At 50.3% G+C, this 12,890-nt stretch carries 15 protein-coding genes; 10 read left to right on the forward strand and 5 right to left on the reverse strand.

Features of this window, described 5'->3' with window-relative positions:
• Nucleotides 1-10: 10 nt before the first annotated feature.
• Both DYU11_RS00235 and DYU11_RS00240 read left to right on the forward strand, forming a co-directional pair.
• Complete coding sequence (locus tag DYU11_RS00235) at nt 11-688, forward strand: response regulator (protein WP_199736675.1); 678 nt, start codon at nt 11-13, stop codon at nt 686-688.
• Between the two features lie 97 nt (nt 689-785).
• The gene (locus DYU11_RS00240) at nt 786-2,204 is read left to right on the forward strand and encodes a sensor histidine kinase (protein ID WP_119665646.1); all 1,419 of its coding nucleotides are present in this window, start codon (nt 786-788) and stop codon (nt 2,202-2,204) included.
• 81 nt (nt 2,205-2,285) lie between these two features.
• Here DYU11_RS00240 and DYU11_RS00245 read toward each other — a convergent pair whose 3' ends face one another.
• The 5 genes from DYU11_RS00245 to DYU11_RS00265 all read right to left on the reverse strand — a co-directional run bounded on the left by DYU11_RS00245 (nt 2,286) and on the right by DYU11_RS00265 (nt 5,734).
• Nucleotides 2,286-2,516, reverse strand: coding sequence for a hypothetical protein (locus DYU11_RS00245; protein WP_119665647.1), 231 nt, complete (start codon nt 2,514-2,516; stop codon nt 2,286-2,288).
• 2 nt (nt 2,517-2,518) lie between these two features.
• Entirely contained in the window at nt 2,519-2,800 is a 282-nt protein-coding gene (locus tag DYU11_RS00250; protein WP_147367861.1) for a hypothetical protein, read from the reverse strand.
• Nucleotides 2,801-2,948: 148 nt separating this feature from the next.
• Nucleotides 2,949-4,538 (reverse strand): peptide chain release factor 3, encoded by a 1,590-nt coding sequence (locus DYU11_RS00255; RefSeq protein ID WP_119665649.1) that lies wholly within the window; start codon nt 4,536-4,538, stop codon nt 2,949-2,951.
• A 69-nt stretch (nt 4,539-4,607) separates the two neighbouring features.
• On the reverse strand, nt 4,608-4,985 hold the full coding sequence (locus tag DYU11_RS00260) for a DUF423 domain-containing protein (RefSeq protein WP_119665650.1): 378 nt from the start codon (nt 4,983-4,985) through the stop codon (nt 4,608-4,610).
• A gap of 92 nt (nt 4,986-5,077) precedes the next feature.
• Complete coding sequence (locus DYU11_RS00265) at nt 5,078-5,734, reverse strand: YggS family pyridoxal phosphate-dependent enzyme (RefSeq protein ID WP_119665651.1); 657 nt, start codon at nt 5,732-5,734, stop codon at nt 5,078-5,080.
• A 187-nt stretch (nt 5,735-5,921) separates the two neighbouring features.
• Between DYU11_RS00265 and DYU11_RS00270 the strand changes: the two genes are divergently transcribed.
• The 8 genes from DYU11_RS00270 to DYU11_RS00305 all read left to right on the forward strand — a co-directional run bounded on the left by DYU11_RS00270 (nt 5,922) and on the right by DYU11_RS00305 (nt 12,888).
• Nucleotides 5,922-6,863 (forward strand): DUF8428 domain-containing protein, encoded by a 942-nt coding sequence (locus DYU11_RS00270; protein WP_119665652.1) that lies wholly within the window; start codon nt 5,922-5,924, stop codon nt 6,861-6,863.
• 139 nt (nt 6,864-7,002) lie between these two features.
• A complete protein-coding gene (gene rpsF / locus DYU11_RS00275; protein ID WP_119665653.1) occupies nt 7,003-7,380 on the forward strand; it encodes a 30S ribosomal protein S6 in 378 nt (125 codons plus the stop codon).
• 2 nt (nt 7,381-7,382) lie between these two features.
• Nucleotides 7,383-7,634 carry a 30S ribosomal protein S18 gene (gene rpsR, locus DYU11_RS00280; protein ID WP_009284068.1) on the forward strand — a complete coding sequence of 84 codons (252 nt, stop codon included), beginning with the start codon at nt 7,383-7,385 and terminating at the stop codon, nt 7,632-7,634.
• 80 nt (nt 7,635-7,714) lie between these two features.
• Nucleotides 7,715-8,155, forward strand: a complete 441-nt coding sequence (rplI, locus tag DYU11_RS00285) for a 50S ribosomal protein L9 (RefSeq protein WP_119665654.1) — start codon at nt 7,715-7,717, stop codon at nt 8,153-8,155.
• A gap of 510 nt (nt 8,156-8,665) precedes the next feature.
• The gene (locus tag DYU11_RS00290; RefSeq protein ID WP_119665655.1) at nt 8,666-9,691 is read left to right on the forward strand and encodes a GSCFA domain-containing protein; all 1,026 of its coding nucleotides are present in this window, start codon (nt 8,666-8,668) and stop codon (nt 9,689-9,691) included.
• Between the two features lie 28 nt (nt 9,692-9,719).
• A complete protein-coding gene (locus DYU11_RS00295; protein ID WP_119665656.1) occupies nt 9,720-10,823 on the forward strand; it encodes an Mrp/NBP35 family ATP-binding protein in 1,104 nt (367 codons plus the stop codon).
• Nucleotides 10,824-10,865: 42 nt separating this feature from the next.
• Complete coding sequence (locus DYU11_RS00300) at nt 10,866-11,132, forward strand: NifU family protein (protein ID WP_119665657.1); 267 nt, start codon at nt 10,866-10,868, stop codon at nt 11,130-11,132.
• Between the two features lie 109 nt (nt 11,133-11,241).
• A complete protein-coding gene (locus DYU11_RS00305; protein ID WP_119665658.1) occupies nt 11,242-12,888 on the forward strand; it encodes a D-alanine--D-alanine ligase family protein in 1,647 nt (548 codons plus the stop codon).
• The last annotated feature ends 2 nt before the right edge of the window (nt 12,889-12,890 follow it).

Genomic DNA, 12,890 nt, shown 5'->3' on the forward strand with positions numbered 1-12,890 from the left:
TGTTGCAGACATGAAAATCCTGGTGGTGGAAGACGAACCCAAACTGGCATCGTTCGTCAAGAAAGGTTTAGAAGAGCAGTCCTGTGAAGTGGACGTTGCCTTTGACGGTCAGGTTGGCCGTAATATGGCTCTTCATAACACGTACGATGTTATCGTACTGGATGTCAACCTTCCAAAAATGAATGGCTTTGACGTCGTTCAGTCATTACGGGAGGAACACATCCGGACACCAGTGCTGATGCTGACGGCCATGGGATCGGTTGATGATAAGTTAACCGGCTTCGATTCAGGCGCAGATGACTACCTGGTTAAGCCTTTTGAATTCCGCGAGCTAATGGCCCGTTTGCGAGCGCTTAACAAACGGGGAAGCGACCCGGGCACTCAGGCAAATGTGCTGAAAGTAGCTGACCTTGAACTGGACCTGAACGAAAAAGTTGCCCGCCGGGGAGGTAACCGGATTGAATTAACAGCTAAAGAGTTTGGCTTACTCGAATACCTTATGCGGAACCGGGGTCGCGTTGTCTCCCGGGTTGACATTGCCGAAAAGGTTTGGGACATTCACTTCGATACCGGCACAAACGTTATTGACGTTTATGTTAATTTCCTTCGCAAAAAGGTTGATAAAGACTACCCAGCCAAACTCATACACACGGTAATTGGCATGGGCTATATGCTGAAGGAAGAATAAAGTGTAGCCGACGAGTTAGTCAGTATGAGAGGTGTTTAAGGATATTGCATGGCCTACAGGCAATATCCGCGGGGGATTTGTTTTTTACTGACTGATTATGAACATCCGCACCCGTCTGACATTATTGTTTGTGATGCTGGTAGCGTCTATTCTCCTGTTGTTCTCCGTTACGATTTATTATTTATATGATCAGTTCAGGGCGCAGGAATTTGAACAGCGCCTGGAAGAGAAAGCCCTCACCACCGCCAGACTCTGGGAAAACGAAAACCAGGCCCTGTCTAATGATTTGCCGGCTATGGCAAATGAGCAGGTTACAATTTACAATGAACAGGAACGCATTCTCTACAAGAGTAATAAACAATTAGCCCCATTTTCTCTTCCATCCGGCTTTTTGCGTAACGTCCTCCGAAAACATACTCAAACCATTCAATCAGGTACGCTTGAGGCTCTGGGCGTTAGTCATTACAACCGACAGGGTGACAAGTTGATAATTGTCGCTTCGGCCTTTGACCGCTACGGTTTTAGTAAACTCAAACGGCTTCGTGAGATCTTGTTTTTTGGGTGGGTGCTCTGTCTCGCAATTACGGGCATTTCGGGGTACCTGTTCGCTAATGATGCCTTACGCCCTGTCTCAGAAATTGTTGCTCAGGTTAATACCATATCGGCTACAAATATTCACCGGCGGCTTCGGGTCGGTCGCCAGCGGGATGAATTGGCTTACCTGGCCCGAACGTTTAACGACATGCTGACACGACTGGAAGAAGCGTTCATTTCTCAGAAAAGTTTTGTTTCCCACGCTTCTCACGAGCTACGTACCCCCCTGACGGTAATGATGGGGCAAATTGAGGTAACCCTCCTACAAACACGTTCACAGGCCGACTATCAGGCGGCTCTGGATGGCTTGCTTGATGAAGTGAAAAGTATGATTCGGCTGGTCAACGGTTTGCTGGAACTAGCAAGAGCCAGCGCTGATGCTACGACCCTGAATTACCAGCCTGTACGCATTGACGAACTGTTGTGGCAGGCCCAAAGCCATATTATCCAGCGAAAACCACAGTACGAAATAGACATTGATTTTGAAAATCTTCCGGCTCAGGAGGAAGATCTGGTCATAGTCGCTGAAGAATCGCTGTTGCAAACCGCTCTCCAGAATTTAATGGAGAATGGTTGCAAGTACTCCCCCGACGAGCGGGTAACTGTTCGAATTTCGTTTGAGGCAGGTCAGGTTCACCTGATCATCAGTGACAACGGGTATGGCATCCCACGAGCCGATTTGCCTCATATATTTGAACCGTTTTTCCGGTCGTCGAGCACGATGACCGTCAGTGGGCATGGCATCGGCCTGGCCCTCACCCGCCGGATTGTTGAACTACACCACGGGCAGATTATCGTAGAATCAGAGGTTGGACACGGCACGACCTTCCGCATAAGCCTCCCCACTCAACAGCAAACACCCACCACCCGGTCCACTACGTTTTCGTCGGATCGGGAACGTCTGGCAGGTTTGAATCATTGAGCCAGTTACTAAGCACAAACGGTCCAGTGGGCAGTACATGGATGCACCGTCAACTGGACCGTTTGCCAACATTTAGCTGAACTAATACTCTTTTTTAACCTGCTTTTTAGCGTCTTTTGCCGCCTTCTTTGTTACGTCAGCGGCTTCTTCTTTGGCTTTATTGCCCGATTCGACCGCGTCCTTCTTCATTTGTTTGGCTTTATCCTCAGCGATTTTTGTCGTCTTCTTCGCTTCTTTCTTTGTTACGTCCTGAGCGACGACATTCGCCGATAAAAACAGCATTGTGATAGCTGCGGTGATTAAGGTTTTCATGGCTATTTGCTGGTTGTTGATTGTGGCCGTTTGATCCGGTTTCCGTTTTCAGTTTGCCCCTGAATGGGCTGCTTCCCCTTCTGAGAGTTTTGTTGCATCGGTTGGGCCGGTCGTTGTCCATTGAATTTTTCGGCGGCTGCCTTCTGCTTTTCCTTGTCGCTAACCCGGCCTGCGCTTCCGTTGTAAGGCGAACTACTCCTTACGCTTTCGCGGGATTGCGCATAAACAGCTGCCGGAGCCATCAGCAACGTAACGATTCCAATCTTGATCCATCTACTTTGCATAACGCTGACCTGCTTGTTGATAAACATACTACTTAGCTATTAACTCTATAAATCAACAGTAGTTATCTAAACTGAACGACCGGCACCAATTTTCCACAAAAAAAGGTCAGCCCTCGGCTGACCTTTTTTTGTGGAAATCAATCGCACGTTAAACTGCCACTTTGAACTCGGAAGTCTGGTGGAACTGGATATCCGGATTGTTCTGCTGATTCATGCGCAGCATCCACTCCGATTCGGCCAGAAACACCGGGTTCTGGTCTTTGTCGTAGCCAATCTGATTGCCTTTCAGTCGGACAAACTCTGCCAGTTTCTTAGGATCGTCGCTGGTGACCCAGGTCGCCTTCGAATAATTCATTGGTACCCATCGGCATTTTGCTCCGTACTCATGCTCAAGCCGGTACTGGATGACGTCGAACTGGAGGTCGCCCACCGTGCCGACCACCTTGCGGTTACCCGGCTGAAGCGTAAACAATTGAGCCACCCCCTCGTCCGTCAACTGCTCGATACCCTTATCCAGTTGTTTGGATTTCATAGGGTCAAGGTTGATAAGTTCTTTAAAAATCTCCGGAGAAAAGCTCGGGATTCCCTGAAACTGCAAATCCTCGCCTTCGGTCAACGTATCACCTATCTTAAAGGTACCGGTGTCGTATAATCCAACCACATCGCCGGGAAAGCCTTCTTCCAGTACGCTTTTGCTATCGGCCATGAAGCTGAATGGGCTCGAGAAGCGAACATTTTTATCAAGGCGGGTATGATGATAGAACTTACCCCGTTCGAATACGCCGGAGCAAATGCGCAGAAACGCAATGCGGTCGCGGTGGCGGGGATCAAGGTTAGCGTGAATTTTAAAAACAAACCCACTAAACTGCTTTTCTTCCGGTTTCACCTCCCGCTTATCGGTCTGCCGGGCAATTGGCTCAGGTGAGTACTGGCAGAATCCATCCAGGAGTTCTTTGACACCGAAATTATTGACGGCCGACCCGAAAAACACCGGGGCCAGTTTGCCGCTCAGATAAGCGTCCCGATCAAACTGGTCATAAACGCCTTCGATCAGCTCAACATCTTCGCGAAGCTGGGCCGCATCGCGTTCACCTACTTTTTCGTCAAGAACGGCTTCTTCGAGCTTAATCGGCAGCACGTCGTCCTCAACCTTGGTCTTATTGGCCTTGAAAAAATATAATTTTTGCTCGATCAGACTGTAAACACCTTTAAAGTCTGATCCCATGTTAACGGGCCAGGTTAACGGCCGTACGCGAATATTTAGTTTCTCTTCCAGTTCGTCCAGCAGATCGAACGGATTTCGTCCCTCCCGGTCGAGTTTATTGATGAAGATGATCACGGGTGTATCACGCATCCGGCACACTTCCATCAACCGTTCGGTTTGTTCCTCAACGCCTTTTACGCAGTCGATCACGAGAATAACGCTGTCAACAGCCGTCAGGGTCCGGTACGTATCTTCCGCAAAATCTTTGTGACCCGGCGTATCGAGAATGTTGATTTTTAAGTTATTGTACTCAAACGTCATCACCGACGTTGCAACCGAAATACCCCGTTGCTTTTCGATTTCCATAAAATCGGACGTCGCCGATTTTTTGATCTTATTGGACTTCACAGCCCCGGCAGTCTGTATGGCACCGCCAAAAAGCAGTAATTTCTCCGTTAACGTAGTTTTACCGGCGTCGGGGTGGCTAATGATGGCGAACGTCCGACGGCGGGCTGTTTCCTGTGTTATACTCATTTTAACTGGTCCTCCAGTTTTGTATTTTTCTTATAAACAACGGACAAAGGTACAAAATTCCGGTCGCCATTATAGAAACGCCCATAACAACAGCGCCCAGCCGGCAATCATGAATACCCCACCTATCGGGGTGATAGCCCCAAGCCACGTTACGCCGGTGAAGCACAGGATGTAAAGCGAGCCGGAAAATATCAGCACTCCCCCCAGAAACGAATAACCGGCCCAGTTAAGCAACCGCACAGCCGCCGGATTCGCACTCAGTAGCTGCATTAGTATGCCAACAGCTAACAGGGCGAGGGCATGGTAAAACTGGTATTTTACGGCTGTTTCGAACGTATCACTTCGTCCTGACGCTTCGAGCATAGTCCGCAGCGCGTGTGCGCCAAAAGCGCCTAAACCAACGCCCAGCAATCCGAGAACAGCGCCTGCCTGAATGAAAAATTTCATAGTTGTGACCGGATGGTTTGTACCGGTGGTTAAAGTTAATTGTCAATGCTGACTGTACTGGTTGATAACGGATGGTCAAAACTGCCGGTCTGTCAACGAGCTCCGAAGATGGCGCTGCCAACCCGCACCATCGTGCTGCCTTCCTCGATCGCAATGGCATAATCACCGCTCATGCCCATCGACAGTTCGCGGAATACGACATTTGGTCGGCGGATAGCCCCAAGGCGATCATACAACGTCTTCAACTCCCGAAACTCCCGGCGAACCTGCCCGTCGTCATCGGTGTTGGTAGCCAGCCCCATCAGGCCAACGATGCGCACGTTTGCCAATTCGTCAAGTTGGGCATCGTTCAGCAGATGCTCCGCTTCATCGGCCAGCAAACCAAACTTGGTTTCTTCCTGAGCAATGTGAATCTGAAGCAGGCAATCAATAACACGCTGATTTTTCAGAGCCTGCTTATTAATCTCCTGTAACAGCTTAAGACTATCGACGGATTGGATCAACGCAACAAAGGGTGCAATGTACTTAACCTTGTTTGTTTGAAGATGCCCAATCAAATGCCATTCTATGTCGGCCGGAAGCAACGGCTGTTTTTCAACCATCTCCTGCACTTTGTTTTCGCCGAAGCGCCGGCAACCGGCATCGTACGCTTCCTGCAGCAAGGATACTGGCTTTGTTTTTGTGACGGCAATAAGCTTGGCACGGTCATTGATCCTGGCCTTGATACGTTGGATGTTATCGGCAATCATAGAAGTAGATGAGCCCGGCCTGCCTCAGGCCGATTGAAAACAATATGCAAAGATAGGTTTGAGAAATTAGCAGAAACACGTAGTTTTTCGCCGAAAAGCGGCAAAATGGTTTCGTTAACGCAATAACTGCGCGTTTCTTCATCGTTAGTTAACGACCCTAACCACCAATCCGTTTCTTTAAACACTCATGGAAACAAAAACCCAACCGCGTAATAACAGCCGAAGTTATCTCCTGGCTGCGCTGCTGATACTGGCTGCGCTGAACGTACTGCTCCTGTATTTTTATTACCAGGAGCGTCAGGATAACAAGACGAAGGATGCGGCAATTGCTACTAAAACCGAAGAAGTACTGGCCACCAAAACGAAACTGGATTCGATCTCGGCCCAACTCGACGCCAAGATCGCCGAGATTCGACAGCTCGGCGGCAGTGTTGATTCGCTACTGAAAGTCAAAGAGCAACTCGAAATCGATAAGCGCGAACTGCGTAACGTCAATAATTTCAGTGCTGCCAAATACGATCAGAAAATCCGGTCCTATCAGGCCCTGTTGGCTCAGAAAGATCAGGAAATCGTTCGCCTGAAAGAAGAAAACGGAATGCTCGTACAACGGAATGACTCCCTGACGCAGGAGAATACGGTGCTTCGCACGGAACGTCAGAATTTGAGCGATTCGGTGAATTCGGTCGTAGCTAGGAATCAGGAGTTAAACGAGAAGGTGACGGTGGCTTCGGCACTTCGGGCTGAAAACATCCTGGTCAATGCCATCAATTCGCGGGGTAAAGAGCGCGACGGCGGGAGTTACAAAGCCCGGCGTGTTGACAAGATTCGCATCTCGTTCCGGCTGGCCCCTAATCCGGTAGCTCAACAAAACGAAAAAGAAATTTACCTACGTATTCTGGACCCCAGCGGAGCCGTCATTTCCGATATGGCGACGGGGTCCGGCGAGTTCGTACACAACGGACAGGGCATGATTTACACAGCAGCCCAGCGCATTAACTTTGATAACAGCCGTCAGCAGGTCGATTTTGTTTACGGCCGCGGGGGGCAACGCTTTAACGAAGGTCGCCATGCGGTTGAGCTTTATTCAGAAGGGTTCAAGATCGGCGAAGGTGAATTTACGGTAAAATAAGAGAAGGTAGACAAGGTAGAACCAGGGCAGAGAAAAGGCGTTGCAGCTGTAATTTCCTTTTCTATATTCTCTGGTTCTACCTTTTTTCTTTTTACATTTTTCCTTATCTTTGCGCCCTCATTTTAAACCAATTATCATAATGTTCCCAAAGAACTACGAAACGGTGTTCATTTTAACTCCCGTTTTATCTGATGCTCAGATGAAGGACGCCGTTGATAAGTTCCGCAAAGTGCTGACCGACAATGGGGCGGAACTTATTCACGAAGAAAATATGGGCTTGCGAAAACTGGCCTATACCATTCAGCACAAGAATACGGGTTACTACCAACTCTTCGAGTTCAAGGCACCGGGTACTATTGTTGAAAAACTCAACACCGAGTACCTGCGCGATGAGCGCATCATTCGTTTCCTGACAACGGCTCTTGACAAGCACGCAGTTGATTACAACGAGCGGAAGCGCAATGGCTTAGTGGGTAAGAAGAAACAACAAACCGAAAACGCCGGAGAGGCCAAGTAATCATGAGCTTGCAAAACGAATCAGTATCAAAAAACGAGAACCGGAAGAAATATTGCCGTTTCAAGAAGGCCGGTATCAAATACATTGACTACAAAGACGGTCAGTTCCTGCTGCGTCTGCTGAACGAACAGGGCAAAATCCTGCCGCGTCGTCTGACCGGTACGAGCCTGAAGTATCAGCGGAAAGTGGCTCAGGCTGTTAAGCGGGCACGTCACCTGGCGATTTTACCTTACGTTGGCGATTCACTCAAATAGTTTACGGTTTTCGGTTTACGGGATTCTGTTCTGACAGTGCTCTGTAAACCACGAACTGTTAACCGAAAACTTGTTTAAAAATGGAAATCATTCTAAAAACTGATATCGCCGGCCTGGGCTATAAAAATGACATCGTATCCGTGAAGCCCGGTTACGGCCGCAACTACCTCATTCCGCAGGGATATGCCGTAATGGCTACTGACTCGAATAAGCGTGTAGTTGCCGAAAACATTCGTCAGGCTGCTCACAAGGCCGAAAAAATCAAGAACGATGCCCTGGCGCTTGCCGAAGGCATTGGCGATACGTTGCTGACTATCCCTGCGAAAGCCGGTGAAAGCGGTCGTATCTTCGGACGCGTGACCAACACACAGGTTGCTGACGCGCTGCGTGAGAAAGGGTTCGACATTGACCGCAAAAAGATTACGGTTGAAGACGTGAAAAGCCTCGGCACATACGAAGCATCGCTTGACCTCCACAAGGACGTAAAGCACAAAGTGAAATTTGAAGTAGTTGCCGAGTAATCAGGCTGCAATTCTGTGTAAACCGCCCGGCGCTCGTAGTGTCGGGCGGTTTCTTTTTGGTTAGACCCGAAACAGACAGGGACACACTCACCAGCTGGATCCTTCGTGTGGCTTACCGCAGCTTGTAGATCAGTAAAACGGTAACCCGTGTATACCGAATCTGGCCGTTAAAATAGTACGTAAGGCCCGTGGGTACTGTAAATAGGCTGCCAGCAATACGACCAATAGCAGCGTCAAAAACTGGCTTATTAACGCCGGTTCTGAGACCGTTGAACAGTACGTACGGAGCCTAAAGCCGGAAGAATACCACGCAGCTGGTACGTTTATTAGCCGCGATACACTGTCGGCTGATTAGGTCATAGCCTTTCAAGTTGCGTTGCTGGCTCATTTTAACATGCACATTCTTACCGTACTCCAAAGCAGCCTCTTTACCTTAATAATCAGCTGGTTATGCAACAAAAAGTTTAGTAATAAACGGACCTATCCGGCTCAGTTTTTTGTTATGTAAGTATGCTATTCCATACTGAATTAATACCCGAATCACTACCCGTGCCAATCCGGTTGACAGACCGGATTGTGACTATTGGATCGTGCTTTGCCGACGTAATGGGTCGCCAACTGACCGACCATAAATTGTCCGTTCTGAACAACCCGTTTGGTACGGTATTCAATCCTGTTTCTATCGCCAAATTATTGACAATGGCCCTGCGCGGCACAAAGCCCGATGAGTCATTGTACATTGAACGGGACGGCATCTGGTTTCATTACGATTTTCACTCATCGCTCTGGGCACACAGCCAAACCGAGCTGTGTGAGCGCCTGACAGAACGGCTGACGCAAACCGCCGACGCCCTGCGCCAGGCCGACTGGTTGCTGCTCACCCTGGGAACGGCTGTAGTGTATCGCCACATTCAGACGGGGCAGGTTGTCGCTAATTGCCACAAAACCCCCGGCTCTCAATTCGAAAAGTACCTGTATCAGATCGACCATCTGCGCGACGACCTGGTGAAGGTCTTGAAACTGCTACGTCGGGCTAACCCAAACCTTCGGATACTGCTGACCGTTAGCCCTGTTCGGCATACGAGCGATACGTTACCACTTAACCAGGCCAGTAAGTCTGTCTTACGGGTCATTGCGCACGAGTTGACCGTCTGGAATGATTGGGTGCAGTACTTTCCCAGCTACGAAATCATGGTCGATGACCTCCGCGACTACCGTTTCTACGAGGCCGATCTGATCCACCCAAATGCACTGGCACAGAACTATATTTTCGAGAAGTTTGCCCAGAGTGCGTTTGATCACGAACTTCGCGGCTTCGTAACCGAGTGGGCTAGTATTCGCAAAGCCCTGGCTCACCGTCCGCTGTACGGCGATACGCCCGGCCACCGGTCGTTTCTGAACAGTTTATTGAAGCGACTGGACACGCTGCGAGACCTCGTGGACGTAGAGGCTGAGCGGTCTGTTGTTCTTGATCAGTTAGTGTTGTCGGTTCCGGCGCAAAAGGGTGAATCACTACAAACCAATTCAGCCGAATAGCTGTTGTGAACCAAATTGACCTACCGAAATGTCTGAGTATAAATTAAGTAAGGAATCCGTTCTCCAAGCCCTGAGTCATGTAGAAGAGCCGGATCTGAAGCGCGACATTGTATCGCTCAACATGGTGAAAGACATCCAGTTGGGTATCGATCAGGTGCGCTTTACGGTCGTGCTGACTACTCCGGCCTGCCCGCTGAAGGAAGTGATTCGGAAACGGTGTGAAGACGCAATCCACAGCCATATTGGAGCCAACATCGAAGTGACTATCGATATGACATCCGACGTGACATCAACGCGCAACAATGCGCCGGTGCTTCCGGGTGTTAAAAACATCATTGCTGTTTCATCGGGCAAGGGCGGGGTTGGCAAATCGACCGTAACGGCAAATCTGGCAGTAGCTCTGCATAAGTCCGGCGCAAAGGTTGGAATCATCGACGCCGACATCTACGGTCCTTCTATCCCTACCATGTTTGGGGCGGAAGACATGCAGCCTATGATCTCGCAGGTAAATGGCCAGAATCGGCTGCAGCCAATTCAGCAATTCGGTATCAAGTTATTATCGATGGGCTTTCTGGTAGCCCCGGGACAGGCAATTATCTGGCGGGGCACCATGGCCGGCCGCGCCTTGCAGCAATTCTTCTCCGATGCCGACTGGGGGGAACTGGATTACCTTCTGATTGATATGCCTCCGGGCACGGGCGACATTCACCTGACGCTGGTGCAGACCGTACCGGTAACCGGCGCTATCATCGTAACGACGCCCCAGAAAGTAGCGTTGGCCGATGCGACCAAGGGCCTGGCAATGTTCCGGCAGCCGCAAATCAACGTACCGGTTCTGGGTGTCATTGAGAATATGTCCTATTTCACCCCGGCCGAACTTCCGAACAGTCAGTATTTTATCTTCGGCAAAGGTGGTGGCAAACAACTGGCCGATATGTTTAGTGTACCGCTGCTCGGGCAGATTCCGCTCGTACAAAGTATTCGGGAAGCCGGTGATGAGGGTCGCCCGGCCATCAACAGTACGGAACCGCTGGTAAGTGATGCGTTCCGCTCAACGGCCGAAGCCCTGGCACAGCACGTAGCCATCCGGAACGCAACCCTCGACCGTACGCAGCGGGTTGAAGTTGCGTAAGCAGCCGATTAATTGTATATTTACATCAAATCGTAGGGTTCAATGGAGACGGTAACGAACAACGATCAGTTGATAACAAGAATAGAGCGTGCTTTGGACAGTATGCGGCCCTATCTGGAAGCGGATGGCGGTAACGTAAAGGTTCTGGAGATTACTGAAAACAAGACAGTTCGTCTGGAACTGATGGGCTCCTGCGGGTCATGCCCCATGTCTGCCATGACGTTTAAAGGCGGGCTTGAAGAAGCCATCCTGAAAGCGGTGCCCGAAATAGCCAGGGTTGAAGCGGTAAATATCACCCCGGCGTTTTAATCACAGAACAAAGGGACGTAATCATCTACCTGATAAATCTAATGAGCCGCCTGTCTCCAAACAGGCGGCTTTTTCGTTTCTTTGCGAATCTCATTATCTCCTCTGTTTCGTGAAAGTAGGTATTTTCTTTGGTGGGCCGGCGCGGGAGCGCGAGGTGTCGTTTGCCGGGGGCCGTACGGCGCTGGCTAATCTGGACAAAGGGTTATTTCAACCGGTTCTGATCTTCGTAGATGGTCGCGGGCGATTCCGGCGCGTTGAGCCGTCGTTTTTGCAGGCGACTTCTCTGCGGGACGTAATTCCACAGGATACTTCCGGTTTCTCGGTATATGACGAGTCCCTGGAAACCGACGCGCTGGCAGCCGGTTATCCAGAAATTCGTCCTGAAACGTTCAGCACCCATTTCGACATTGCCTTCCTGGCGATGCACGGTCCCGACTGCGAGGATGGTGCCATTCAGGGCTTGCTGGAGTGGTATAAAATGCCGTACACGGGCCCGGGCCTGGTTGGTTCGGCCATCGGCATCAACAAGATTCTGCAAAACGAACTGATTGCGCTGGCGAACGGGCAGCAGAAAAAAACGGCCACCATCGACCGCGATGCGTGGGAACGAGCCGATAAAGCGCAATTCTTTCAGTCGCTGACTGAACATCTGGGTCTGCCAATTGTCGTTAAGGCTCCTCATCAGGGTTCATCCATTGGGGTAGCAATTGTTCGCGAACCCGATCTTGCTACGTTCTGCCGGTCGGTGGAGCAATGCTTTTTTACAATGAGCGTTCAGCCGGATGGGTTCACTAAACTCAGCGAATGGGCGGAGTTATCGGCCGACGAGAAGCGCGACCTGGCTCAGACTATGGTGAGTCTGGATTCGGGGATCAGCTTTCCGGTGGTTATTGAACAAACCGGCGAAGTCATCCGGCACCCGCAGGTTTTGATCGACAAGCTGGATTCAATGAAGGGGCAACCTCTGACACTGGCCTCGGTCAATGCCGAAGATGACGTATTGTTCGAAGAGTTTATCAGCGGCCAGGAGTTTTCGTGTGGCGTCATCCAGGACGACGACGGCCGCGCTATTGCCCTCCCCCCTACTGAGATTTATAACGTAACCAGCTTTGACTTTGAGTCGAAGTACAAGCTCAACACCACCAAGAAGCGGATTCCGGTTGCGACCAGCCTTGAAAACAACCGGAAAATTCAACTGGCCGTGGCAGAGGTTTTTACGAAACTCGGCATCAACGTGTACGCCCGCATTGATGGCTTCCTGACACCGGATGAGCGGGTATTGCTCCACGACCCGAACACCATACCGGGCATGTCGCCCTCGTCACTGATCTTCAAGCAGATGGCTGAGATTGGTCTGAACCTGACGAATGCGCTTACGTACCTGATCCGGCAATCGCTCCGGGAGCGCATCCGTACGGGCAAAAACACGTTCCACCTTAAACGCCTGCTGGCCAACTTAGACGCCAAGTTGGCGAATCGCAAGGCCAATCCCCTGCCAGAACGAGTGGTATCGTTTGGTCCCAGTGACGAAGGATTTGCCGAAGCTAAACAGGAATACAATCGGCTGGCCGCTTCGGGCGACGTCCGGCCCTCGCTGGTGTACCTGAAAAGTAAGGTGGAGAATTACGAGATTCCGGTCAATCTTCTGTTCAAAGAGACCATTGAGGAACTAGAAACGGCGCTGTCTCAGCCCCGGCATCCGCTGCTGGTTGAAACAACCGAGCAGGCGCGCCACATTACGGAGCGGTACGTATAGTT

Origin of the sequence: Fibrisoma montanum, assembly GCF_003583365.1 — a bacterium.
Lineage (GTDB): Bacteria > Bacteroidota > Bacteroidia > Cytophagales > Spirosomataceae > Fibrisoma > Fibrisoma montanum.